The organism is Nocardia sp. NPDC050717 (assembly GCF_040654275.1).
Classification (GTDB): domain Bacteria; phylum Actinomycetota; class Actinomycetes; order Mycobacteriales; family Mycobacteriaceae; genus Nocardia.
Genome location: NZ_JBFAHR010000009.1, coordinates 205,755 through 230,805, shown reverse-complemented (window position 1 = coordinate 230,805; position 25,051 = coordinate 205,755). Strand labels below are relative to the sequence as shown.

Here is a 25,051-nt window from a genome sequence, read left to right as displayed (position 1 = left end):
CGGTGCGGGCGAACACGCCCGCACCGCCCCGCTCAGCCCTTGGACGGACGGCGCTGCGGCTTGGGGGTGACGGTCCCCTCGGCCAGCCGCCGCGCGCTCACCAGGAACGCCGTGTGCCCCTGCATCCGGTGCTCGGGCCGCACGGCCAGGCCGACCACGTGCCAACCACGGACCATCGACTCCCACGACCGGGGTTCGGTCCAGCACTCCTGCTCGCGCAGCGCCTCGACGACCTTCGACAGCTGAGTGACGGTCGCGACGTAGACGATCAGCACACCGCCGGGCACCAGCGCCTTCGAGACCGCGGGCAGCGCGTCCCACGGCGCGAGCATGTCGAGCACCACCCGATCGACCGGGTCGCCCTCGTACTGCGCGACGTCGGCCACGGTGAGCGACCAGTTCGACGGACGCTCACCGAAGAAGGTCTCCACATTGCGCACCGCGTGCTCGGCGTGATCGTCGCGGATCTCGTACGAGATCACCTCGCCCTCGGGCCCGACCGCGCGCAGCAGCGAACAGGTCAGCGCGCCCGAACCGGCGCCGGCCTCGAGCACCCTGGCGCCGGGGAACACGTCGCCCTCGTGCACGATCTGCGCGGCGTCCTTGGGGTAGATGACGGCGGCGCCGCGCGGCATCGACAGCACGTAGTCGACCAGCAGCGGCCGCAGCGCCAGGTAGGGGGTGCCGTTGGTGGATTTCACGACGCTGCCCTCGTCGGTGCCGATGAGCTCGTCGTGCTTGATGCCGCCGCGGTGGGTGTGGAATTCCTTCCCTTCCTCCAACACCACCGTGTAGAGGCGCCCCTTGGCATCGGTCAGCTGCACCCGGTCCCCGATGGCGAATGGACCGGTCCGTCTGGCCGTCATGGATCTCCGTTCTTCGAATGGACTCCCCAGCCTGCCAGGTCGCCACCGACCACCCGAAACGGGGTGAGTCCCGCCGATTCCCCGGACGTGTCGGTGGCGGCCGATACCCTGCGCAGTATGTCAGTGCCCGTACCCACGCCCCTCGCCGACGACGCCGCCGACGAACCGGTCGCGCGGTCGCGTCCGGCGCTGTCACCTTCGCGGGCAAGCGATTTCAAGCAGTGCCCGCTGAAGTACCGGTTCCGGGCCATCGATCGGATTCCCGAGCCGCCCACACGCGCCGCGGTGCGCGGGACGGTCGTGCACGCGGTGCTCGAGGACCTGTTCGCGCTGCCCGCCGAGCAGCGACATCCCGGGCGGGCGGCCGAGCTGGTGCCCGGCGCGTGGGAGCGGGTGCGCGCGGACCGCGACGGCCTCGACGAGCTGGTCGCCGCAGGCGGTCCGGAGGCGCTGTTCGAGGAGGTGCGCCGCCTGGTCGCGAGCTACTACGAGCTCGAGGATCCGACCGCCTTCGAGCCGCACGCGCTGGAGGAACGGGTCGAGGTCGACCTCGACGGCGCCGTCCCGCTGCGCGGCTTCGTCGACCGCATCGATGTCGCGCCCAACGGCCTGCTCCGGGTGGTCGACTACAAGACCGGCCGCTCCCCCGGCCCGCTGCACGAGGCGCGGGCGCTGTTCCAGCTCAAGTTCTACGCGCTGATGATCCTGCGCACCCGCGACATCGTGCCCGCGCAGCTGCGGCTGATCTACCTGGCCGACAAGGTGCTGCTCACCTACGCCCCCGAGCGCGCGGAACTGGAGCGCTTCGCCCGGATCCTCACCGCGCTGTGGGAGGCCATCCTCGTGGCGGGCCGCACCGGCGACTTCCCCGCCAATCGCAACGCGATGTGCCGGTACTGCGAATTCCAGCACCTGTGCCCGGAGTTCGGCGGCACACCGCCGCCGTATCCGGGCTGGCCGCACGAGGAGCCCGCACCGACCGAGCTGGGTATCCCCGACGTGCGCGCCGACGAGGACGTGTGAGCCGTCGCGCCGTCCGCCCGGCACGACGGCTCACCCTCACACCGTGAAGTCGCGGAACACCAGCACCGAAAGGCCGAGGCCGACAACGAGATTCACCACGACGGCAGCGCCGAACACCGCGATCGGCCGCCACCCCGCCGCGCGCAGGCCGCGCAGGGAGAACTCGAGGCCGATCGAGACGAACGCCAGGATCAGGAACCAGGTCCGCAGGTCGTTGATCACCGCGAGATGGGCGGCGCCGGTCTTCTTGTCGACCGACTGCAGGTAGAGCGTGCCGATGATCGAGGCGGCCAGGAAACCGAGCACGAACTTCGGGAATCTGGACCAGAATTCGCCGAGGCTCGGGCGGGCCGCGTCCGGTGTGCGGTCGACACGGAAGGCGAACCAGGCGGTCAGCGCGATCGCGACGATGCCGATGAGCGCGTTCTGCGTGGTCTTGACGATGGTGGCGATCTTGAGCGCGTCCTCCCCCGCGAGCGCGCCCGCCGCCGCCACCGCCGCCGTGGTGTCGATGTTGCCGCCGATCCACGCCCCCGCGACCGCGGCCGACAGCCCGAGCACGTCGGCGAGCCAGGGCAGCAGGAAGATCGACGGGAGCGCGAAGATGATCACCAGCGAGGCCGCGTAGGCGATCTGCTCCCGGCGGGCCTGCACCGCTCCCGCCGCCGCGATGGCCGCGCTGACGCCGCAGATGGACACCGCCGAGGACAGCAGCGCCCGCAGCTTGTCGTCGAGCCCGAGCAGCCCGCCGAACCACCAGGTGAACCCGAAGACGATCGTGATCAGCGCCAGCGCCTGCACGATCGCCGGCGCGGCGGCCGTCACCAGGATCTTCAGATTGATCGACGCGCCGAGCAGTACCACACCGGTCTTGATGAAGAACTCGGTCCGGAACCCGGCCGAGAGCCGGTCCCGCAGCCCCAGCTTGCCCAGCACGACATTGCCGAGCAGGCCGATCGCGATCGCGTACACCGGGTATTCGACCGTCTTGGCCACCCGCTGGAACGGCGTGCCCTCCGCCCAGCGCGGCGCCTGGGTGTCGAAGAAGCGGGCCAGCGCGCCCAGCGCGAGCACCAGCGCGATCCCGGCCACCACGTCGGTAGCGGTCGGTCTCGGATTGGCTTGCAGCGCGGCGGTTTCGGTGGTGGTCCGAGGTTCGCTCATCACGGCACCAGCCATCCGGGAATCGCGCCGATCAGCACCAGGCCGATCAGCGCGAGGCCGACGACGGTCGCCAGCCAGTCCTCGTTCCAGGTGAACGCGCTACCCGGGCGCGGCTCGGATGGTGTCTGCGACACGGTGACTCCTTGGTTTCCTCATCGAGAAACCGCAAGGTAGCAACGCGCACCCCCGCCCCACACCGATTGCGTTCAGCCTGAGCCGATCTCGTGGATCACGGTGCCGTGAGCGCGACAATGGCCCACGCACGGCGACGGCCCGGCGAGCTGTCGGGCTCGCCGGGCCGCCGGGCGCACCGGATCAGAAGGCGCGGCAGGACCGGATGTCGGTGGCCAGAATGGCCTTGGCGCCGAGGTCGGCGAGGCGGTCCATCAGGTCGTTGCCCTGCTTGCGCGGGACCAGCGCGCGCACCGCGACCCAGTCGGGGTCGGTCAGCGGCGACACCGTGGGCGACTCGAGGCCAGGGGTGATGGCGACGGCCTCGTCGAGCAGCGATTTGGGGCAGTCGTAGTCGAGCATCAGGTACTGCTGGGCGAACACGACGCCCTGGATGCGCGCGACGAGCTGGTTGCGGGCCCGGTCGTCGCGATCGGAGCCGGTGCGCTCGATGAGCACACCTTCCGAGTCGCACAGCGACTCACCGAAGGCGACCAGATTGTGCTGGCGCAGGGTGCGACCGGAGCCGACGACATCGGCGATCGCGTCGGCCACACCGAGCTGGATGGAGATCTCCACGGCGCCGTCGAGCCGGATCACCTCGGCCTCGATGCCGAACCGCGCCAGATCCGCGCGCACCAGGTTCGGGTAGGAGGTGGCGATCCGCTTGCCCGCCAGATCCTCGACCTTCCACTCGTCCCCGGCCGGGGCGGCATAGCGGAACGTCGAGCGGCCGAAGCCGAGCGAGAGCCGCTCGGTCACCGGCGAGCCGGAGTCCAGGGCCAGGTCACGGCCGGTGATGCCGAGGTCGAGCTCACCGGAGCCGACGTAGATGGCGATGTCCTTGGGCCGCAGGAAGAAGAACTCCACCTGGTTGACGGGATCGAGGACGGTGAGCTCGCGGGAATCGGTGCGTTTGCGGTAACCGGCCTCGCTCAGGATGGAGACGGCCGATTCCGACAGCGAACCCTTGTTGGGAACAGCGACGCGCAACATGGGATGGGGACCTTTCGGGGAGAAGCGGAGGGGACGACGTGTCGACGGGACGGATCAGCCGTCACAGATGTCGGTACACGTCCTCGAGCTTCAGCCCGCGACCCACCATCATCACCTGGACCCAGTACAGCAACTGGGAGATCTCCTCGGCGAGGGCTTCGTCGCTCTCGTGCTCGGCGGCCAGCCAGATCTCGCCGGCCTCCTCGAGCACCTTCTTACCCTGGAAATGGACGCCGGCGTCCAGTGCGGCCACGGTGCCGGACCCCTCGGGGCGGGTCTGGGCACGCTCGGTCAGCTCGGCGAACAGGGATTCGAAGTTCTTCACGATGAGTGATTGTTTCACATCGTGTACACCGGTTTTCCCGCGCACCGTGGCCGTCCCCGGCCACGGTGCGCGGGGACCGGTCAGGACGGGTCGGCGAGGAGTTCGCGCAGGTCGGCCACCGCGGTGCGCAGGTGGTCGGCGAAGGCGTACATCTCGTCGGCCACCGACTTCGGGGTGGCCAGGTAGATGTTCCAGCGGTCGGGCAGCAGCACGTAGGCGATGCCGATGCACCGCGGGCTGGTGGACCCGAAGCCGAAGTAGCGGATGTGCACCGACGGCGCCGAGCTGGTGCTCAGGTAGTCGTCGCGCATGATCGTCCAGCCGGGGCTGTCGAACAGCGCGATCCGCTCGTCGGCGAGGCCGAGTTCCGGGCCGCGCCTGCGCTGGATCCACTCCAGCTCCCACAAGTGCTGTTCGGGCGCCTGTCCCGCCTGACACTCCTTGGCCCGGCCGACGTGGGCGCCGGCCGCGGCGCGGGCCGCGGCCAGCTTGGTGTCGCGGTCGGCGGTGTCGTCGACCATCGCGTCGACGAAGGCCACCATCTCCGGAGTCACCACGCGCATGGCCTCGGTGCGGCCGTTGCGGAACTGCCTGGTCGCGATGGACTCGTAGGTGGCGCCGGTCAGGCCCTTGCTGCGCCGGTGGGCGAGCTGGTAGGCCAGCTGGGCGAAGGCGTCGGGCGAGATGCCGAGCTGCTTGGCCGCCGCGGTCCCGAAGTCGTCGAAGGAGACCAGCGAGGTGGCGGTGTCGGCGGCGAAGCGCGCGAAGTCGGCACCCGCCGCGGCGATGTCGGCCCGCGCGGCCGAATCGAGGACGAACTCGATCGGCTCGACCGAGGGCAGCCCCTGGGCCCGCGCGCCGCTGGTGGCGGCGTGGTCCTGCGCGGTCCGCTCGAGCAGCGCGTCCACGAACGACAGCACGGTGGTGCCGTCGAGCCCGCAGTGCTCGATGTTGATGCCGGCCTGGCCGTCGGCGAAGACGATGAACGACACCGACTTGTCGAAGTACCGGTTGGCGCTGTCGCCGTGCAGCAGCTGATCGCAGGCGTGCAGTTCGTCGCGCGGGGCGAAGTCCTCCAGGCACACCGCGAACAGCGCGGTCTCGATCTCGTCGAACGCGGCGATGTTGGCGGGCTCGGTGCGCAACGCGGCCCGGCTGCGCGCCCACTCCGCGCGCGCCTTGGTGGTGAGGTGGCCGACGGCGGTGTCGGTGGCGGCGGGCTTGGTGCCGCCCTTGATCACGGCCCGCAGCCCGTCGACGACGTCGGAGAACGCGTAGGGCGCGCCGTCGGCGCCGATGACGTCCATCCGGAAGGCATTGCCGCGGTAGAAGACCACGATGTGGCGAGCGTCCGAGGGGCCCGGCCATTCCGGGCTGTACGGCTTGCGCACGGAGTCCTGGATCTCGCCCGGGATCCGGGTCTCGGAGAACAGGTACTTGTTCTGCCACATCGACAGCTGCTGACCACGCTGGGTGACCGGCGGGATCTTCTCCTGGTCCAGTGCCAGCTTGTAGTCCACGGCGGCGCCGACGAGTGCCGCGGCCCGCTCGGTCTGCCCGGCCACAGTCGAGGCCGCGAGCGGGGTGTCGTCGCGGAACAGGAACACGAAGTTGGCGTTCAGCGCGATCCGGTCGCGGCGGCCCAGGTAGCGCGAGGGCCAGAACTCGTCGAGCCAGCTGCCGACCCCGGGCGTCGCGTCGTATTCCGCGAGCGCGGCGTGCAGGGTCCGGCCCGCACCGCCGGGCCGCAGCAGCTCGGCTACTGCGGCCTCGGTGGTGGCGAGTTCGTCGGCGTCGAGCAGCGGTCGGCACCACTGCAGGAACCGCGCGCAACTGTCCTCCAGTGTCGGCAGCGGTACCCGGGGCAGGGTGTCTTCGGCGGCGAACGTCGGTTGGTTCAATCCAGATCCTCAGGTCTCGGTGGGATGCGGGCGGGAGACGAACAGGTTGGCGTAGAGCCAGCCCTCGGCTTCGTGGTCGGTGGTGTCGATTCCCTTGGCGGCCAACGCATCCAGCACCTGAGCGCGTTCCTGGTCGGAGGCGAAGCGACGCTGCTGGAACATACCGGGACGTTGCTCGCTGCGATAGCCGAGCGCGGCGAGTTCCTCGGCGATGGGACCGAAATCGAACATCCGCAACACGAAATGCGCCATCCACGGTCGCTTGTGTGGATCCGCTTGGGCGACCCTGGACAGGGTTTTCTCGGTGATGTAGCCGACGCAGCCGGTGGAGATCACCAGATCCGCGGAGGCGAGCACACGGCGTTGCGCCTCGGTCGGCTCGGTGGCCTCGAGGTCGGCGTGCACGTAGTCGTGCAGGAATCCGGCGGCGTGAGCGTAGGCAAGCGCCGGGCGTGCGGCGTCCATCCCGACGAAGCGTACGTCGGGCAGCAGGTCGGTGCGTAACCGCTCCCGGTCCGCCGCGATCAACCCGACCTTGTCGGTCTCGGCGTGGTCGCGATAGTGCCCCGCCAGCTCGTCGACCGTGGTGCCGGTCCGCAGCAGCGCCGCGTTCACCCCGTAGGAGCAACCCAGGTCGAGCACCGTCGGGATCCGGTCCGGCCGGGCGGCGCGCAGCTGGCGCAACTGCTCCTGGAAGTGCGGCTTGGCCAGTTCCGGAATCCGGTAGTCCAGCTCGTTCATCCGCGCGAAGTAGGCACGCGGATCGGGACTTTCGTAGATGTCGTCGAAGGATGCTTTGCCGGTGGTGTGCAACGGAACGGACATGGGCGGTTCCTCTCAGTCGAGCAGTCGGTCACCTCGGACGGCGTCGGCCGCGGCGGCCACGTGGTCGGGCAGGACACGGCCGAACAGCTGCCTGGTGCGTTCGACAGTGCCGATCACCCCTGGCCGGTCCGTGTAGGCGAAGATCGCCGAATGTCGTTGGCCCGCACCGGCCACCTCGGTGACGCGGTGCAGGGAGAAGCGGCCCTTGAACAGCTGCAGATCACCGGGACGCAACTCCAGCGCGCGGATGAACCGCTCGCCGTCGCCGGTGAGCACGGACCGCACGTCGTCGAGATGCTCGGCGCGCGGATCACGGATATTGGGGCAGTACTCGAAGACGCCGCCCGCCTCGGGGCGCCGGGTGAGCATGCTGACGGTGAACTCGTTGGTGTCGAAATGCCACGGGTGCGACATGCCCGGCTCGACGACATTGAGGCACAGCCCGGCCAGCGGGTCGGCGAATTCGTGCAGCTCGTCGAGTTCGAAGCAGTCGGCGACGAAACGCTGGAAGACCGGGTCGGTGTAGAGGCGCTGGATCAGCGCGTCGGCGGGGATGCGGTCGCGGGCGACGAAGGCGTTGCCGCGATCGAGCACGATCCGGGCCGGATGGTCCTCGGGCAGATCGGCGTCGAGCGGGATGTTGTAGGCGTTGACCCGCTCCACCTTGTAGTGGGCGTGCGGGGCGATCTGCTCCCCCTCCACACGCAGCGTGTCCCACAGCTCCGGCCGGATGAATCCGCGCAGGACCGTGCAGCCGTCCTCGGCGAGTTCGGCGCGCGCGGCCGCCACGGCGGCGCGCCTGCCGTCACCACCGAGTTCGGTGAGCGGATACCGTGCGATGTCGACGATTTCGTCAAGCCCCCGCATGCCTGTCATGCGTTCATTTTGCGGGAACTTTCCGCGACACGCCCGCGTTTCGCCGAATCCCGCCTATCCCGAACAGATCACAGTGCGATGAATTCCACTGTGCGGCAAGAGTTTTCGTAAATTCAACCGCGATAGCGGAATTATCACGGTAAGCTATTACGCCCTATCTCGCTGCGCCGCCGAGATGTTCGTCGCGCACCGCCGTCGCGGCCCGCAGATCGTCGACCGACAGACCCACCAGTGTTTCCCGGAATACCCGTCCCGGCACCTCGGGAACCGCGATTTCGCAAGGAACCACGATCAGCGCGCAGCCCGCCCCCTGCGCCGCGAGCGCGCCGGTGGGCGAATCCTCGACGGCCACGCAGTCGCCGGGCGCGAGGCCGAGCAGCTCGGCGGCCCTGCGGTAGATGGCCGGGTCGGGCTTGCCGTGCGCCACCTCGTCCCCGCAGACGGAGATGTCGAAGAAGTCGCGGCCCAGGGTGTCGAGGCCGTACTCGGCGAGCGAGCGCTTGGTGTTGGTCACCAGGGCACAGCGCAGGCCGGCCTCGCGCACCATGGCCAGCGCGTCCTTGGCGCCGGGACGCCACGGAATCGGGCCGAGCATCAGCTCGGTGACCCGCTCCTCGAGGAAGTCCCCGGCCGCGGCGATCACCTCTGGCGTGGCGGGCACGCCGATGCCGTCGAAGAGGATCCGCAGCGCGTTCGGCCCCGCGGCGCCGATCAGCGCGTGGCGGATCTCGTCGGTCAGTTCCCTGCCGTGTTCGCGGGCGAGCTCGCGCACCGCGATGTCCCACAGCTTCTCCGAATCGAGCAGCGTGCCGTCCATGTCCCACAGCACCGCGGCCGGTCGCGCGCTCACCTGGTTCTCGCCTCGTTCTCGTCACGTCGGTTCGGACCGGTGATCACCGGTCCGGTCCAGCGTAGCGGGTGCGGCTCAGACCCCCGACGCGGTGATCTGCAGCCCGCTCCCGGTGCCGCCGACCTGGATCCAGCGATTCTCCGAGGTCACCGAGCCGTTGGTGAGGTGGTAGGTGAGCGAAACGACCGCGCGGTTCTCGCCGCTGGGTGTGATCGCGCCGACACTCACCGAGCGCACGGTCGACCAGAACGACGAGTACTGGCCGAACCCCCCGGTCTGGGCCTGGTAACCCGGGGCGAGCTGCGCCCACGCGCCGCCGACGTTGCCCGGCAGCATCCCGTAATACCCGGCGATGAACTGGCCGATCCGTTCGGGCGTCGGTGGTCCCGCCGGTGTGGTCGTCGCCGTCGTGGTCGGGGCAGGCGTGGAGGTGGGCTTGGCCGAGGTGCTGGTCGCCGGGGCCGTCGTGGCGGCCTGCCCGCTCGGCGTGACGGTGACGGGCACGGTGACCGTCTCCTGGTCGGGCACGATCACCACGGTGCTCACCTCGCCGTCCACCACGGCGGTGACGGTCACAGGGTCCGCGGCCCGCTGACCGGGATCGGCGCCGCGGTCGCGGGTGAGCACGAGGACCACCAGCATCACTGTGAACGCCGCGACGGCCGCGGCGAGCAACAGAATGGCGCGGCTGTTGTTCGCGGACCCGGTCCGCGCGGGCGGATTCGGGCCGACGGGCGGCGGGCCGGCGGGCGTTCCCACGGCGCCCGTGCCGTTCCCCGTGGCCCGTGTGTCCGCCGGTGCCGCGTTCGGCCCGGCGGCACCCTGGTCCCCGTTCGGGGCAGCAGGCAGGCCGGCCGCGCCGGTGCCCGTCGACGACGACCCGCCCGTGATCGCCGATCGGGCCGCCTTGGCCAACGCCAGTCCGCCCCCGAGCAGGCCGGCGGCGCCGGACTTCGCGCCCGCACCCGGCGTGCCCGGCTGCGGCAGCAGGGTGGTGGCCGCATCGCTCAGCGGCAGCACCTTGGTCGCGGTCGCAGGCAGGGCCGGAACACGGCCCGCCGCAACGTCTTCCAGCGCCTTCCTGGCCTGCGCCATGGTCGGGCGCTCCTCGACCGACGCGGTGAGCAGCCACTTCAGCACCGGCCCGAGCGGTCCGGCCCGCTTGGGCTCCGGCACCACGCCACGGGCGACCGCGTGCAGCACGGCCAGGGGGTTGTCGCCCTCGCCGAACGGCGGGGCGCCCTCCACCGCGGCGTAGAGCGTGGAGCCGAGCGCGAACACGTCGGCGGCGGGTTTCGGGTTGTCACCCCGGGCGATCTCGGGCGCCAGATAGGCCGGGGTGCCCGCCAGGAAACCCGTGGCGGTGACGGTGACGTCGCCGGTGGCGTGCGAGATCCCGAAGTCGGTGAGTTTGACCGTGCCGTCGTCGCCGACGAGCAGGTTGGCCGGTTTCACGTCGCGATGCATGATCCCGGCGTCGTGGGCCGCCGACAGCGCCGCGGCGGCCTGCGCGCCGATCCCGGCCACCTCGATCGGCGGCAGGGTCGCGCCGCCCGCCAGTTTCACGGCCAGGCTCGGCGCGTTCATGTATTCCATGACCAGCCACGGCTGGCCGTCTTCCTCGGCGACGTCGAAGACGGTGATCGCGTTCGGATGGTGCAGGCGCGCGGCGATGCGGCCCTCGCGCATGGCGCGCAACTTCGCCTCCAGCGCCTGGGTTCCGGTGAGGCCCGGCGCGAGCAGCAACTGCTTCACGGCCACGGTACGGCGCAACCGGACATCGGTGGCACGCCACACGACCCCCATCGCGCCCGTACCGATCGGGTCGGTGAGCCGATAGCGACCCGCGATCAACCGATCCGATGTCATAGCTTGTGCCCCTCCTGCAATACCGCCGAGTCGTCCAGCCCTCCGCGCCACAGCGGGATGAAACTTTCCGAAAATCCTACGTGCTGAACTGCTTTGCCCTCCGCCGAGGGCGATCCGCTCCAGGCACTCCACACCGCTTCGTGACCGGACTCACAAACGACGCCGGACCGGCCCGCACGGGACCGGTCCGATCAGCCGAGAACTGTCAGTGTGTCAGGCGTTGAAGTACTTCGCCTCCGGATGCAGCAGCACGAACGCGTCGGTGGACTGCTCGGGGTGCAGCTGCAATTCCTCCGACAGCGTCACCCCCACCCGGTGCGCCTCCAGCAGGTCGACCAGCTTGGCCCGGTCCTCGAGTTCCGGGCAGGCGCCGTAGCCGAAGGAGTACCGGGCACCGCGATAGCCGAGCTTGAAGTAGTCCTGGATGTCGGCGGGATCGTCGTCGGCGACCGAGTGGCCCTCCAGGGTCAGCTCCTCGCGTACCCGGCGGTGCCAGTACTCGGCCAGCGCCTCGGTGAGCTGCACGCCCACGCCGTGCACCTCGAGGTAGTCGCGGTAGTTGTCGGCCGCGAACAGGGCGTTGGCGAAGTCGGCGATCGGCTGCCCCATCGTGACCAGCTGGAACGGCAGCACATCGACCTGCCCGGTCTCGCGGGCCTTGTCCCGCGAGCGGATGAAGTCGGCGATGCACAGGAACCGGTCGCGCTGCTGACGCGGGAAGGTGAACCGGTACCGTTCCGGCGCATCGGCGTCCGGCTCGGTGAGCACGATGACCTCGTCGCCCTCCGACACCGCGGGGAAGTACCCGTAGACGACGGCGGCATGCTGCAGCACGCCCTCGGTGGCGAGCCGGTCGAGCCAGGCCCGCAGCCGCGGACGGCCCTCGGTCTCCACCAGTTCCTCGTAGGTGGGTCCGTCGCCGCTGCGCTGGCCGCGCAGGCCCCACTGGCCAAGGAACAGCGCGCGCTCGTCGAGCAGGCCCGAGTACTCCTGCAGCGGAAGGCCTTTCACCACGCGGGTGCCCCAGAACGGCGGCGTCGGCACCGGCAGGTCGGCGGCGACGTCGGAGCGCGCAGGCACCTCGATCGGCACCTCGGCGGCCTTGCGCTCGGCGGCGATCCGCTTGGACCGCTCGTGGCGGGCCTTGCGCTCGGCGGCCTTCTCCCTGGCCGCGATGGCCTCCGGGCTGTCGGGGTCGAGGCCACCGCCGCGCTTGACGGTCATGATCTCGTCCATCAGGCGCAGGCCCTCGAACGCGTCGCGGGCGTAGTGCACCTCGCCGTCGTAGACGGCGGTGAGGTCGTTCTCCACGTAGGCGCGGGTCAGCGCGGCGCCGCCGAGGAGCACGGGGAACTGCTCGGACACGCCCTTGGCGTTGAGTTCCTCGAGGTTCTCCTTCATCACCACGGTCGACTTCACCAGCAGGCCGGACATGCCGATCACGTCGGCCTTCTTGTCCTGCGCGGCGTCGAGGATGGTCGCGATCGGCTGTTTGATGCCGAGGTTGACCACCTCGTAGCCGTTGTTGGACAGGATGATGTCGACGAGGTTCTTGCCGATGTCGTGCACATCGCCCTTCACCGTGGCCAGCACGATCCGGCCCTTGCCGGAGTCGTCGGTGGCCTCCATGTGCGGTTCCAGGTGCGCGACAGCGGTTTTCATCACCTCGGCCGACTGCAGCACGAACGGCAGCTGCATCTGGCCCGAGCCGAACAGCTCGCCGACGGTCTTCATGCCGGACAGCAGGGTCTCGTTGATGATCTGCAGCGGCGGGACCGACTTCATCGCCTCGTCCAGGTCGTCGCCGAGACCGTTGCGCTCGCCGTCGACGATGCGCTGCTCGAGCCGCTCGAACAGCGGCAGCGCGGCCAGTTCCTCGGCGCGCGAGGCCTTGGACGAGGCCGTGGACACGCCCTCGAACAGGGCCATCAGCTTCTGCAGCGGGTCGTAGTCCTCGCTGCGGCGGTCGTAGACCAGGTCGAGGGCGACCTGGCGCTGCTCCTCGGGGATCCGGCTCATCGGCAGGATCTTGGAGGCGTGCACGATCGCCGAATCCAGGCCGGCCTCCACGCATTCGTGCATGAACACCGAGTTCAGCACCTGCCGGGCAGCCGGGTTCAGGCCGAAGGAGATGTTGGACAGGCCGAGGGTGGTCTGCACGTCGGGGTGCTTGCGCTTGAGTTCGCGGATGGCGTTGATGGTCTCGAGACCGTCGCGCCGCGACTCCTCCTGGCCGGTGCCGAGGGTGAAGGTCAGCGTGTCGACGATGATGTCGGACTCGAGCAGGCCCCAGTTGGTGGTGATGTCTTCGATCAACCGTTCGGCGATGGCCACCTTGGCCTCGGCCGTGCGGGCCTGGCCCTCCTCGTCGATGGTCAGCGCGACCACGGCGGCGCCGTGTTCGGACACCAGCCGCATGATCTGCTGGAAGCGGGAATCCGGGCCGGCGCCGTCCTCGTAGTTCACCGAGTTCACCGCGCAGCGGCCACCCAGGTGCTGCAGACCCGCCTGCAGCACGGGCGGTTCGGTGGAGTCGAGCATGATCGGCAGCGTCGAGGAAGTGGCCAGGCGCGAGGCCAGCTCGTTCATGTCGGCGGTGCCGTCGCGGCCGACGTAGTCGACGCACAGGTCGAGCATGTGGGCGCCGTCGCGGGTCTGGTCCTTGGCGATCTCGAGGCAGCGCTGCCAGTCCTCGGCCAGCATCGCCTCGCGGAACGCCTTGGAGCCGTTGGCGTTCGTGCGCTCGCCGATCATCAGGATCGACGCGTCCTGCTCGAACGGGACGGCGGTGTACATGCTCGACACGGCCGGCTCGTGCTCGGGCGCGCGCCGCGCCTCGATCGGCGGCAGCGTGGTCTCCACCGCGCGCACCGCCTCGGCGACCTGGCGGATGTGCTCGGGCGTGGTGCCACAGCAGCCGCCGACCAGCGAGAGCCCGAACTCGGAGACGAACCCGCTCATCGCGGCCGCGAGCTCCTCGGGGGTGAGCGGGTACTCCGCGCCGTTCGCGCCGAGCACCGGCAGACCGGCGTTCGGCATCACCGACACCGGGATCTGCGCGTGCCGCGACAGGTGCCGCAGGTGCTCGCTCATCTCGTCGGGGCCGGTGGCGCAGTTCAGGCCGATCATGTCGATGCCGAGCGGTTCCAGCGCGGTCAGCGCCGCGCCGATCTCGCTGCCGACCAGCATGGTGCCGGTGGTCTCCACGGTGACGTGGGTGATGATCGGGATCCGGCGGCCCGCGGCCAGCATCGCGCGCTTGCTGCCGGTGACCGCGGCCTTCACCTGCAGCAGGTCCTGGCAGGTCTCGATGAGGATCGCGTCGGCGCCGCCGTCGAGCATGCCGAGCGCGGCCTCGGTGTAGGCGTCGCGCAGCGCGGCGAACGGGGCGTGGCCGAGGGTGGGCAGCTTGGTGCCGGGGCCCATCGAGCCGAGAACGTAGCGCGGGGTGCCGTCGGCGGCGGGGCCCATCTCGTCGGCGACCTCGCGGGCCAGGCGGGTACCGCGCTCGGACAGGTCGCGGATGCGGTCGGCGATGTCGTAGTCGGCGAGGTTGGGCAGGTTGCAGCCGAAGGTGTTGGTCTCGACGGCGTCGGCGCCCGCCTCGAAGTAGGCGCGGTGGATCGCGCGCAGCACGTCGGGCCTGGTGTCGTTGAGGATCTCGTTGCAGCCTTCGAGGCCGCGGAAGTCGTCGAGCGTGAGATCCGCGGCCTGCAACATGGTGCCCATCGCGCCGTCGCCGATGACGACACGCCGTCGCAGCGTGTCGAGGAGCGTGGTATCGAACCCGGCGGGCGAGGACGCAGACATGAATCAAGACTAATGGGCGGCACCGACGAACCGGACCACTGTGGGTGATCGGAGTGGCCTGCGACACAGCGCGCGCCGGAAACACGCAACAGCGCCGGTCACCGCAAAACAATTCGCCACAGACACTAGGCTGACCGGGTGGATGCCAGTGAAACCCCCGAGACGGAACTGCCGACGTTGCGCAATCCCGTGCTGGTTGCTGCCTTCGAGGGCTGGAACGACGCCGGTGACGCGGCCAGTGGCGCGGTCGAACATCTGGAGTTGATCTGGGACGCCGAGCCGCTCGCCGAACTCGATTCCGAGGACTACTACGACTACCAGGTGAACCGTCCGACGGTGCGGCAGGTCGACGGGGTGACCAGGGAGATCCAGTGGCCCTCGACCATGCTCTCGGTGTGCTCGCCGCCCGGGAGCGACCGTGACGTGGTGCTGCTGCGCGGCATCGAACCGAACATGCGCTGGCGCAGCTTCTGCAACGACCTGCTCGAGTTCATCGAACAGCTGGGTGTGGAGACCGTCGTGATCCTCGGCGCGCTGCTGGCCGACACTCCGCACACCCGGCCGGTGCCGGTGACCGGTTCGGCCTACAGCCCGGAGGCGGCCGAACGATTCAACCTGGAACAGACCAGGTACGAGGGCCCGACCGGGATCACCGGTGTGCTGCAGGACCAGTGCGTGAAGGCCGGCGTGCCCGCGGTGTCGTTCTGGGCGGCCGTGCCGCACTACGTCTCTCAGCCGCCGAACCCGAAGGCGACCATCGCGCTGCTGCACCGGGTGGAGGACGTCCTCGACATCGAGGTCCCGCTGGGCGAGCTGCCCAAGCAGGCCGAGGAGTGGGAGGCCGCGGTCAACGAGATGACCGTCGGCGACGAGGAGATCAACGAGTACGTGCGCTCGCTCGAGGAGCGGGGCGACGCGGCGATCGACCTCAACGAGACGATGTCGAAGATCGACGGCGACGCCATCGCGGCGGAGTTCGAGAAGTACCTCCGGCGGCGCGGCCCAGGCAGTTTCGGTCTGTAGTTGTCACCGCTGGCCTGAGAGTCTTCGCTCACGCGAGCGAAGGCGACGGCGGTTCGGCAGCGGCAGAGATCGTCAGCGCCGTGCTGCTGACCGGTGGCGGCCGGAGCGCGGCCGCTACCGAGATGGTGGTTCGGATCCGGTACCCGCCATGGTCAGCGCTCCAGGGTGAGCACCTGGGCGGCCGCCTCGTGCGCCAGCTTCGCGATCAGCAGGTCGCGCGGAATCGTCTGGCCCGCAAGGTGATCGAGCGACGGCACCACCACGTGGTGTGCGTCGGCCCGCTTCAATTCCTGGGTGAGCTCGGCGAACGCCGCACCGTCACCCGCGGTCGATTCATGGAACGTCGCGGCGAAACACATCCCCGCGGTACGCGCGAGGCTGCGTAGCGCATCCTCCAATTGGTCGCCCTGGCCTTCGGCCAGATCGTCCCGCAAGTATCCATAGATCAACGCTTCCACCCGAACCTCCGTTGGATTGGGATCGCTGTTCTGTTGTCGGATCCCCCCGCGCCGCGCCGTGCGCCGCGCGGGGGTACTGCGTTGCCCTGCAAGCTCTCCCACAGGGCGGGTGTCCGGTCTGCGGGCCGGGCACCTACTTACAGCATGCGGATTCGGCGCCGTTCGCAGCAGATGTCAAGCCGATGACATCTACATGCCCTATTCGGGACGCCGAACGTTAACTGGTGGGATACTACCGCCGTGACCGCAACTGATGATCGACCCGTCTGGGCTGTCCGGATGCGCTCGGAACGTGACGCGAGGGGGTGGTCGCAAGCCGATGCCGTCCGCGCGATGCGTGCCAAGTCCTCCCACAACCTGCCGACAGACAGTACTCTGCTCCGCAACTGGCGCCGCTGGGAGTCCGGCGAATCGCGCCCCGACGAGTTCTACGCGCCGATCATCGCGGCCGCGTTCGACACCGTCCCGGCCGCGTTCTTCCCCAAGTCCCGGCCCAACCGCGATGACGAGCTGTTATCGGCGACCGGTATGGACACCCTCGAGTTCATCGGCAGGCTCCGGATGTCCGATGTCAACAGCGCGACGCTGGACGCGGTGCGGATCACCGCCGAACGGCTGTGCTGCGAGTACGCCTACGCCGACCCGCACGACCTGCACGCCGAGGGCACCGCCTGGCTGCGCCGGATCACCTCGCTGCTCGACGGCAGGCTCACCCTGAGCCAGCACCGGGAGATCCTGGTGCTCGCGGGCTGGGTGGCGTTGCTGGTGGGTTGCGTCGATTACGACCTCGGACACCGGGCCGGGGCCGAGGCCACCCGGCGGGCCGCCGATTCGCTGGGCCGCGAGGCGGGCAGCGTCGAGATCTCCGCCTGGGCGGCCGAGATGTCGGCCTGGTTCGCGCTCACCCAGGGCAATTTCCGTGGCGCGATCGATGTGTCCGAGAAGGCGATGTCGGGGACCTCCGCGCTGGGCGTCGGCGTGCAGCTGGCCGCGCAGCGCGCCAAGGGCTGGGCCAGGCTCGGCGACCGCAGGGCGGTGCAGACCGCGCTCGACGAGGGCAGGGCGATCCTGTCGCGCACCGGTCATCCGGCGGATCTGGACAACCACTTCGTGGTGGACGCCACCAAGTTCGACTTCTACGCGATGGACTGCTGCCGGGTGGCCGGACAGGACCGGCTCGCCGAGCGCTACGCCAACCAGGTGATCAGCGACTCGACCAGGCCCGACGGCACGATCCGCAATCCGATGCGGGTGTCGGAGGCACGGCTGACGCTGGCGGTGGTCGCGGTGCGCGACCGCGATCTCGAGCGAGCGGTCGAGGAGGGAGTCGCGGCGTTCACCGCGGGCAGGCGTTCGCTGCCGTCACTGGCCTGGATCGCGGGCGAGGCGGCGCGCGAGATCATCGAACGCTACCCAGGAGACCCGCGCACCCAGTCGTTCCTCGAGCAGCTGCGCTCGCTCAACGTCGGGTGAGCGGCGCCTACCAGACGGGCGAGGCACGCCGTCGCGGGACGGGTGCCCCGACCGCGTCGGTCCCCACCACTACCCTCACTCCGGTGACCGACCTCGCCGACGGCCTGCCCAGCGCCGTACCCGCCCTGTGGGACGAGCGGCTGCGGTTGTTCTCGTTCGCGACCGCCGAGAAGCGCGCCGACTACCTGCGGGTGCTGCGCGCCTTCGACAGCGCCCGCGCCGCCTACGTGGTGCTGCTGCACGCCGACGACGTCGCCGAGTGGATCGCCAGGGCCGAGACGGGCACGCACGCCGGGCCTGCCGGGGTGCCGCTGCCCGCCGCCGAGATCGGGCCGCTGCTCGAGCAGCTGCATCGCTGGGGCGTGCTCGAACGCAGCTACGACGGCACCCGCGCGGCCACCCTCGCCGAGTACCGCAACCGGCACTACGTCTACCAGTTCGCGCAGGCCGGTTTCCAGGCCTACCGGGCGGTGGCCGGTGTGCTGACGGCCAGGATGGACGACGCGTCGCTGTCGCGGCTGGTGCTGCCCGAACTGCTCGCCGATCTGGGCACCCTCGCCGCCGCCAATCGCGACGCCGACGCCGAACGCGTCTACACCACGCTGCGCAGGCTCGACGCGGCGCTCACCGACATGGCCGCGCGGGCCGCGCACTTCTACCTGTCGCTGGGCGATCTGGTGCGCACCACCGAGATCACCCCGGAATCCTTTCTGGCGCACAAGGACGCGCTGCTGGCGCACATGCGCGAATTCAGCATGGATCTGGCCCGGTTCGCGCCGCGCCTGGCCGCCGCGATCGGCGAGGTGGAGGACACCGGCGTCGATCGGCTGATCGCGCGCGCGGCGAGCTGTGACGAGCGGGTGCTGCTCAGCACGGTGGAACGCGAGGCGGACTGGCGGGCGCGCTGGGACGGCCTGCGCACCTGGTTCGTGTCGGCGGGCGGGGACGCGCCGGAGACGTGCGAGGCCGATCGGCTGCGCGAGGCGACGATGAGCGCGATCGCCGCGGTGCTGTCGCTGCTGCGGCGGGTCACCGAGACCCGGCGCGGCGGGGTCAGCCGGGAGTCGGCCCTGCGGCACCTGGCCGCCTGGTTCGTCGACACCCCGACCCTCGGCAGCGCGCACGCGCTCTACGACGCGGTGTTCGGCCTCGGCAAGCCGCGCCATCTCGCGCTCGAGCACCCCGACGCCGACCTGATCCCGGCGAGCCGATCCTGGTGGGACGCACCGCCGTTGGAGATCTCGCGCACCCTGGCCGAGACCGGTCGCGCGCCCAGCGCGGGCGCGCCGGCCCGGATCGCGCGCAACGACGCGGGTATCCGACGCCTGCGCGAGGCCCAGCTGGCGGCGCAGCGTGACCGGGCGGCGGCGGCCGCGTCGCTGGCCACCGGCGCGGTGCACGAGCGCGTGCTCGACGCCCGCGAGACCGAGGTCCTGCTGCGCCTGCTCGACGCGGCCTCGACGGCGTGGGTGCCGGTGAGCGGACGGGTCGACGGCACAACGGGTTCCGACAACGGCGTCACCCTGACGGTGCGGCCGTGCGACGGGTCGACGGTGATCCGCACCGCGGCGGGGTTGCTGCATCTGAACAATCGCCGCCTCGAGGTCACCGCGACCACCCGCAGGGGGGCGAAGCGATGAGACAGCGGCGCCGCATCGACGCGCTCGCCCTGGACAGCTATCAGCGCGCCGCCAGGGTGATGCTCGCCAACCACCTGGTGACCAGGGTCTATCCCGACCGGATCGCGCTGCCGCTGGTGCGGCGCTGGGCCACCGAACTGCGCGAGGACCTGGCCGAACTGTTCGGGTACCGGCTCGAGGTCACCGAGACCACGGCCCGGTTGTATCCGGTGCACGACCGGCTCGACGAGACCGTCCCCGCGCGCAGCGTCAACGATCGGGTCTTCGATCGCCGCCGCTACGCCTATCTGTCGCTGGCGCTGGCGGCGCTGGGCCGCGCGGGCGACCAGATCACGCTGTCCGAATTGGCCGAGCACGTGGCCGATTACGCGAGCCGGATCGAGGGCCTCGAGCTGTCGACCGACCGGGCCGCCGATCGCGACGCGTTCGTCGACGCGGTCGGCTGGCTCGGCGCGCGGGGCGCGCTGACCCTGGCCGACGGCGACGCGGGCGGCTGGGCCTCGGACCCCGAGGCCGGTGAGGCGCTCTACGACATCGACCGCCCGGTGGTGTTCGCGCTCTTCCGGCCGCCGCGGGCGCTGCAGCACCTGCACAGCGTGCGCGGCCTGCTCGCCGACGCCGAGCCCTCGCCCGCCGAGTCGGCGCGCCGGCTGCGCCGCGCCCTGGTGGAGCGGCCGGTGGTCTACCTCGAAGACCTGCCGCCCGCCGAGCGCGCGCTGCTCGCGCAGGACCGCCTGGTCGGCGAGGTCGAGTACTGCACCGGTCTGCGCGCCGAGCGCCGAGCCGAGGGCGTGGCGCTCATCGATACCTCGGGCCGGTTGTCCGACACCAGGTTTCCCGGTACCGGCACGCTCGCCCAGGTGGCCCTGCTGCTCATCGGCGAGATCGCCGACATGGTGCTCGACATCGATCACCCGCTCCCCCGGCGCCCCGATCCCGGCCCCGACGACGAGCTGCTCGACCGGCTCGACGAGGCCATTCCGGCGGCAGGCGTGTTCGCCCCGCTCGCCGAGGACGGTGAGGTCCCCGACCTCGACACGGCGGACGCCGAGGACGACGACACCGAGCCCGTCACCTATCCGTTCCTGACCACGGAGTGGGTCCGCGAGACGGTCACCGCGCTCACCGACCGCTACGGCGCGACCTTCGCCGCGCAATGGCAAGCCGATGTCGGCGGCCTCACCATCGAGGTGCTGGCGCTGCTGGCCCGGCTGCGGCTGATCCGGCCGGTCGCGGACGGGCTGCTGGTGCTGCCCGCGCTGGCCAGGTATCGCGGCGCCGTGGTCACCGTCCGGGTGCGCCGCGCCGAGGAATTGTTCGTCACCGCCGCGGAGACCAGCGGCGCCGCAACGGGAGGGAACTGAGCAGATGTCGCTCATTCACGGCGGAGTGCGTTTCGTTCCGACCCGCGCCGGGATCGTCAACCTGTGGGACTACCGCGACCAGGAGTTCTGCTTCGCCGACGGTCGCCTGGTGCTGCGCGGCCCCAACGGCTCGGGCAAGACCAAGGCCCTCGAGGTGCTGTTCCCGTTCGTGCTCGACGGGCGGATCGAGCCGCGCAGGCTCAACCCGTTCGCGGGTGAGGAACGCACGATGAAGTCGAATCTGCTGTATCGCAAGCAGGAGTCGGCGTACTCGTACGTGTGGATGGAGTTCGCGCGCGGCGACTGGGACGATCCCGAGGTCGTGACGGTGGGGATCGGGATGCGCGCCACCCGTTCCTCGGACAAGGTGACGCGCTGGTACTTCGTCGCCGACGGGCGCGCCGGTGTCGACTTCTCGCTCATCGGCCCCGACGACCGGCCGCTGACCCGCAAGCAGCTGGCCGAGCAGATCGGCAGCGACGCCATCGTCGACCGGCCGGTGGAGTACCGGGCCGCCATCGACGCCAGGATGTTCGGGCTCGGCGTGCAACGCTACGACCAGCTGATCAACCTGATCCTCACCCTGCGCAGGCCCCAGCTCGCCAAGAACCTCGACCCGCGTGGGCTCTCGCAAGCGCTGACCGACGGTCTGCGCCCGCTCGACGAGCAGCTGATCCTCGACGCGGCACGCTCGTTCAGCGACATGGAGGAGGTCGGGCGCACGCTCGACGGGCTCGTCCAGGCCGACACCGCCACCCGCCGCTTCGTCGACGTGTACCGCAAATACCTCGCGGTGCAGGCGAAGTCCGATGTCGACCAGGTCAGGACCCGCCTGGACGCGGTGACCAACGCCTCGACCGCGCTGTTCGCGGCGACGGCCCTGCGCACCCGCCGCGAGGCCGACCGGACCGCGGCCGAGACCAGGGCCGAGGAAGCGGACCGCGCCTACGAGCAGGCCATCGCCGACCGGGAGAACCTGCAGCGGTCCAGCGCCTACGAGGGCAAACAGCAGCTCGACGACCTCGCCGACGCCGTGCGCAGGCTGGAGACCTCCGCCGCCGTGCACCGCGACAAGGCCGCGGAGGCGGGCCAGACCCTGCAGCGCCGCGCCGAGGAGGCCGAGCGCGCCGCCGAGGCCGTCCGCACCGCGGCCGCCGCCCTGGTCCGTGGCGAGGACGCGTTGCGCGCGGCCGCCGAGGAGGCGGGCATCGAGTGGGTCGCGCCTGGCACCGACGGCCGCGGCGACCAGATCACCGCCGCCGTGCGTGGGCACGCCGAGGAACGCGACGCCGACGTGCGCGCCGTCCGCAAGGCCGTGAGCCGCTGGGAATCCCTCGCCGCCGAGCGCACACGCGCCCAGCGGCTGGCCGAACGCGCGGTGGAACTGCGCGACGCCGCGGCCGCCGAGGTCGCCCACGCCGAAGCGGCGGTCGCGCTGGCCCGCACGGAATCCACCGCCGCCCTGCGCGCGTGGTGGAAGGACAACGCCGCCGTCTTCACTCCGGCGGCACCCGGTGTCGCTGCCACCGATCGGGAAAGCGCCGCACCGGGTTCCGCGCGAACCCCCGGTGCGTCGGGTCGCGACGGCTCGGCAGCCGGACATGCCACGGCCGGGGCCGACGCGGTGACGACCGCCGCGGACACCGTGCCGAACGGATCGGACAGCGACGGGCCATCGCGGGCCGACAGTTCCGCGACCGGGCACGATCTGTTCGCCGCGCTGGCGGCCGCGGTGACAGCGGCGGGCACCGACGACGCGGCGACCGCCACCGAGGTGCTCACCGAGTACTGCGAGCCACTCCAGGAACAGATCCGGACCAGGCGGCAGGAGGCCAAGGCCAGGGCGGCCACCGCGACCGCCCGCCGCGAAAGCCTGGTCGCCGAACGCCGGCGCGTGGCGGCCGAGCGCGAGGACGCGCCCCCGCCGCACCCGACCGATTCCGGCGAGCACGCCGACCGCCCCGGCGCGCCGCTGTGGCGCCTGGTCCGCTTCGCCGACACCGTGACAGCGGATCAGGCGGCGGGCGTCGAAGCCGCTCTGCAGGCCGCGGGTCTGCTCGACGCCTGGATCAGTGGACCCGACCTGCCTCCGCAGGCCGACGGTGTGCGTTACCTGCTACCACTCGCTCCCGGTGAGCGGCCCACCGGACGCACCCTCGCCGACGTCCTCGCCGTCGAGGACGATTCCGCCGACCTGCCCGTCCCCACCGAGACGGTCGCGGCGGTCCTCGCCTCGATCGCCCTTACTGACGCCGACCCGACCACCGAACCCGTCGTGGCCCTCGGTGCCGACGGAACGTTCCGGCACGGCCTGCAGCGGGGTCGCCACACCAAGGCGGAAGCCGAATTCCTCGGCGCGACGGCACGGGCGCGGCGCCGGACGGCCCGCCTGGCCGAACTGGATGCCGCGATCGACGCCGCCGCGTCCGAGATCGACGCCGCGAAAGCCGAGGAGTCCACCGCCGCAGCCGAATTGACAGCGATCAGCGCTGCCACCAAGACGCTGCCGCGACCCTCGGCCATCACCGCCGCCTTGCGCGCGGTCGCGGAGACGGCGGGGCTCATGCGGTCCAGGACGGAGGCGGTGGCCCAGGCCGAGCGCGAACTCGATCAGGCCGTCGCCGAGGCCACCGCGGCGGACAAGAAGCTGCGCACCACCGCGCAGGCGCACCGCACGCCGACCGAGGCGCGTGAACTCGACGCGCTCGCGGCCGCGATCAGGCACTTCGAGAACACCGGGACCGGCCTGCTGCGATTGCGCGCCGAACACGAGCGCGAACGGGAACGCGAACGCGAGGGCGCGGATCGCCACGACGAGGCCCGCGCGCTGGCGGAGGCGTTCGCCGAGGAGGCCGAGGCCGCCCGGCTCGGGTTCACCGAGCAGCAGCGCAAGCTGGAAACCCTGCGCGAGGCACTGGGCGCGAGCGCCGCCGACATCGACCGCGACCTCGAGGCGGCCCGCGCCGCCATCGAGGCCGCCAAGGCCGAGCAGCGCGCCGCCCGCAAGGCGGCCAACGCGGCGATCGAGGCGGTCGGTGACGCCGAGGCCGCGTATCGCACGGCCAACGAGGCACTCGCCACCGCGCTCGCCGAGGTCCTGGCCGAGGTGCGCTGTCTCGCCCCATACGCCCGGCCCGATCTGCTGAGTCTGCTCGGCGCGTCCGTGGAGCACCGCTGGCCCAGTGCCGACGCCGCCTGGTCGACACCGGAACAGCTGCAGTACCGGATCGTCGCGGCCGGTCCGGAGACCGATCCGGTGGTGCTGCCCGAGGAGGTCGCGGCGCTGTTCGCCGACCTCGACGCCGCCACGGCGTCGGTGAAGGCCACCGAGGCCGGACGCAAGTCGACCCGCTCGGCCGTCACCAGCGCGCTGCAGGAGTTCGACGCGGCGCTCACCGCGTCGGGCCGCGACTACCGGCTGCACTGGGACGCCGCCGACGGACTCACCGTGGTCGCCGTGCACGACGAGAACGGGCAGGCCGCCCTCGCCGACTTCGCTGCCCGTATCGACGCGGCCCGCCGCGATCAGGAACTGCTGCTCACCGACGCCGAGCGCCGCATTCTCGAGGACGCGTTGCTGACCGGACTGGCCCAGCAGATCCACGAGAGAACCACCGACGCACGCGAACTCATCGCCAGGATGGGCGCGGAGATGAAGCAGCGGCGCATGTCCTCGGGCAACACGATCGGTGTGCACTGGGTGCTGGCCGACGGTCTGTCCGAGGCCGCGCGCGCGATGTGCAAACTGCTCGATCGCGACACCGCCGCGCTGAGCCCCGAGGATCTGGGGGCGGTGCGCGCGCATTTCGCCGCCGAGATCCGCGCCGCCCGCACCGCGCACCCGGAACGTTCCTACCCCGAGATCCTCGCCGCCACCCTGGATTACCGCACGTGGCGGGTGTTCTCGTTCACGCTGATCAACGGCGACGGCAGCGAGGACAAGCTCACCGTGGCCAGGCACAGCGCGCTCTCCGGTGGCGAGCAGTCGGTCTCGCTGCATCTGCCGCTGTTCGCCGCCGCGCACGTGATGCTCGACTCCGCCGATCCGCAGGCCCCGCGCCTGCTCGCGCTGGACGAGGCATTCGCCGGCGTCGACGACAACGGCCGCAGCGAATTGCTCGGCCTGAGTGTGCAATTCGACCTCGACCTGTTCATGACCGGCTACGACCTGTGGATCACCTACGCCCACGTCCCCGGCTGCGCCCACTACGACCTCGCGCACTCCACCGCCGAGAACACCGTCAGCGCGACCCTGCTCGTCTGGGACAGCGGCGAACTCCTGGCCGAACACGACGGCGGCGACCTCACCACCGCTCTCGGCTCCCCCAACCGCCGCCGTGTCCCCAACACGATCGAGGGCGGCCTCACCCTGGAGGGCATGCCCGGCGAACCTGCCCCCGTCGGCTGAGCCGGTCCG

At 70.9% G+C, this 25,051-nt stretch carries 18 protein-coding genes; 6 read left to right on the top strand and 12 right to left on the bottom strand.

Annotated elements, in window-relative coordinates; translation table 11 throughout:
* Positions 1-32 precede the first annotated feature (32 nt).
* Positions 33-866, bottom strand: a complete 834-nt coding sequence (locus AB0H56_RS19825) for a tRNA (adenine-N1)-methyltransferase (protein ID WP_280216562.1) — start codon at positions 864-866, stop codon at positions 33-35.
* Positions 867-983: 117 nt separating this feature from the next.
* On the opposite strand from AB0H56_RS19825, the gene AB0H56_RS19820 reads away from it, so the two are divergent.
* Positions 984-1,889: a RecB family exonuclease gene (locus AB0H56_RS19820; protein ID WP_357165068.1), complete on the top strand. Its 906-nt coding sequence runs from the start codon at positions 984-986 to the stop codon at positions 1,887-1,889.
* 36 nt (positions 1,890-1,925) lie between these two features.
* Here the strand turns inward: AB0H56_RS19820 and AB0H56_RS19815 are convergent, their stop codons facing one another.
* From AB0H56_RS19815 to metH, 10 genes are all read right to left on the bottom strand, one after another.
* Positions 1,926-3,053, bottom strand: a complete 1,128-nt coding sequence (locus AB0H56_RS19815; protein WP_357165065.1) for a putative sulfate exporter family transporter — start codon at positions 3,051-3,053, stop codon at positions 1,926-1,928.
* The gene (locus tag AB0H56_RS19810) at positions 3,053-3,187 is read right to left on the bottom strand and encodes a hypothetical protein (RefSeq protein WP_357165062.1); all 135 of its coding nucleotides are present in this window, start codon (positions 3,185-3,187) and stop codon (positions 3,053-3,055) included. The genes AB0H56_RS19815 and AB0H56_RS19810 overlap by 1 nt, the downstream gene beginning before the upstream one ends.
* A gap of 181 nt (positions 3,188-3,368) precedes the next feature.
* Complete coding sequence (gene hisG / locus AB0H56_RS19805; RefSeq protein WP_357165059.1) at positions 3,369-4,220, bottom strand: ATP phosphoribosyltransferase; 852 nt, start codon at positions 4,218-4,220, stop codon at positions 3,369-3,371.
* A gap of 61 nt (positions 4,221-4,281) precedes the next feature.
* Positions 4,282-4,545 (bottom strand): phosphoribosyl-ATP diphosphatase, encoded by a 264-nt coding sequence (locus AB0H56_RS19800; protein WP_110041330.1) that lies wholly within the window; start codon positions 4,543-4,545, stop codon positions 4,282-4,284.
* An 80-nt stretch (positions 4,546-4,625) separates the two neighbouring features.
* Positions 4,626-6,446: a choline/carnitine O-acyltransferase gene (locus tag AB0H56_RS19795; RefSeq protein WP_357165055.1), complete on the bottom strand. Its 1,821-nt coding sequence runs from the start codon at positions 6,444-6,446 to the stop codon at positions 4,626-4,628.
* A gap of 9 nt (positions 6,447-6,455) precedes the next feature.
* Positions 6,456-7,271: a class I SAM-dependent methyltransferase gene (locus AB0H56_RS19790; protein ID WP_357165052.1), complete on the bottom strand. Its 816-nt coding sequence runs from the start codon at positions 7,269-7,271 to the stop codon at positions 6,456-6,458.
* 12 nt (positions 7,272-7,283) lie between these two features.
* Positions 7,284-8,147, bottom strand: coding sequence for an arpA protein (locus AB0H56_RS19785; RefSeq protein WP_357165049.1), 864 nt, complete (start codon positions 8,145-8,147; stop codon positions 7,284-7,286).
* Between the two features lie 154 nt (positions 8,148-8,301).
* Positions 8,302-8,997, bottom strand: a complete 696-nt coding sequence (locus AB0H56_RS19780) for an HAD family phosphatase (protein ID WP_357165046.1) — start codon at positions 8,995-8,997, stop codon at positions 8,302-8,304.
* Between the two features lie 75 nt (positions 8,998-9,072).
* Positions 9,073-10,866 (bottom strand): serine/threonine-protein kinase, encoded by a 1,794-nt coding sequence (locus tag AB0H56_RS19775; protein ID WP_357165044.1) that lies wholly within the window; start codon positions 10,864-10,866, stop codon positions 9,073-9,075.
* A gap of 213 nt (positions 10,867-11,079) precedes the next feature.
* Positions 11,080-14,676, bottom strand: coding sequence for a methionine synthase (gene metH / locus AB0H56_RS19770; RefSeq protein WP_357165041.1), 3,597 nt, complete (start codon positions 14,674-14,676; stop codon positions 11,080-11,082).
* Between the two features lie 138 nt (positions 14,677-14,814).
* Between metH and AB0H56_RS19765 the strand changes: the two genes are divergently transcribed.
* On the top strand, positions 14,815-15,699 hold the full coding sequence (locus AB0H56_RS19765; protein ID WP_232999327.1) for a PAC2 family protein: 885 nt from the start codon (positions 14,815-14,817) through the stop codon (positions 15,697-15,699).
* A 152-nt stretch (positions 15,700-15,851) separates the two neighbouring features.
* On the opposite strand, the gene AB0H56_RS19760 is transcribed toward AB0H56_RS19765, so the two are convergent.
* Positions 15,852-16,157 (bottom strand): hypothetical protein, encoded by a 306-nt coding sequence (locus tag AB0H56_RS19760; protein WP_110041252.1) that lies wholly within the window; start codon positions 16,155-16,157, stop codon positions 15,852-15,854.
* 333 nt (positions 16,158-16,490) lie between these two features.
* Between AB0H56_RS19760 and AB0H56_RS19755 the strand changes: the two genes are divergently transcribed.
* The 4 genes from AB0H56_RS19755 to AB0H56_RS19740 all read left to right on the top strand — a co-directional run bounded on the left by AB0H56_RS19755 (position 16,491) and on the right by AB0H56_RS19740 (position 25,042).
* On the top strand, positions 16,491-17,630 hold the full coding sequence (locus AB0H56_RS19755) for an XRE family transcriptional regulator (protein WP_357165037.1): 1,140 nt from the start codon (positions 16,491-16,493) through the stop codon (positions 17,628-17,630).
* 140 nt (positions 17,631-17,770) lie between these two features.
* Positions 17,771-19,270 carry a TIGR02677 family protein gene (locus tag AB0H56_RS19750; RefSeq protein ID WP_357165250.1) on the top strand — a complete coding sequence of 500 codons (1,500 nt, stop codon included), beginning with the start codon at positions 17,771-17,773 and terminating at the stop codon, positions 19,268-19,270.
* Positions 19,267-20,634, top strand: a complete 1,368-nt coding sequence (locus tag AB0H56_RS19745; protein WP_357165034.1) for a TIGR02678 family protein — start codon at positions 19,267-19,269, stop codon at positions 20,632-20,634. The genes AB0H56_RS19750 and AB0H56_RS19745 overlap by 4 nt, the downstream gene beginning before the upstream one ends.
* 4 nt (positions 20,635-20,638) lie before the next feature.
* A complete protein-coding gene (locus AB0H56_RS19740; protein WP_357165031.1) occupies positions 20,639-25,042 on the top strand; it encodes a TIGR02680 family protein in 4,404 nt (1,467 codons plus the stop codon).
* Positions 25,043-25,051 lie beyond the last annotated feature (9 nt).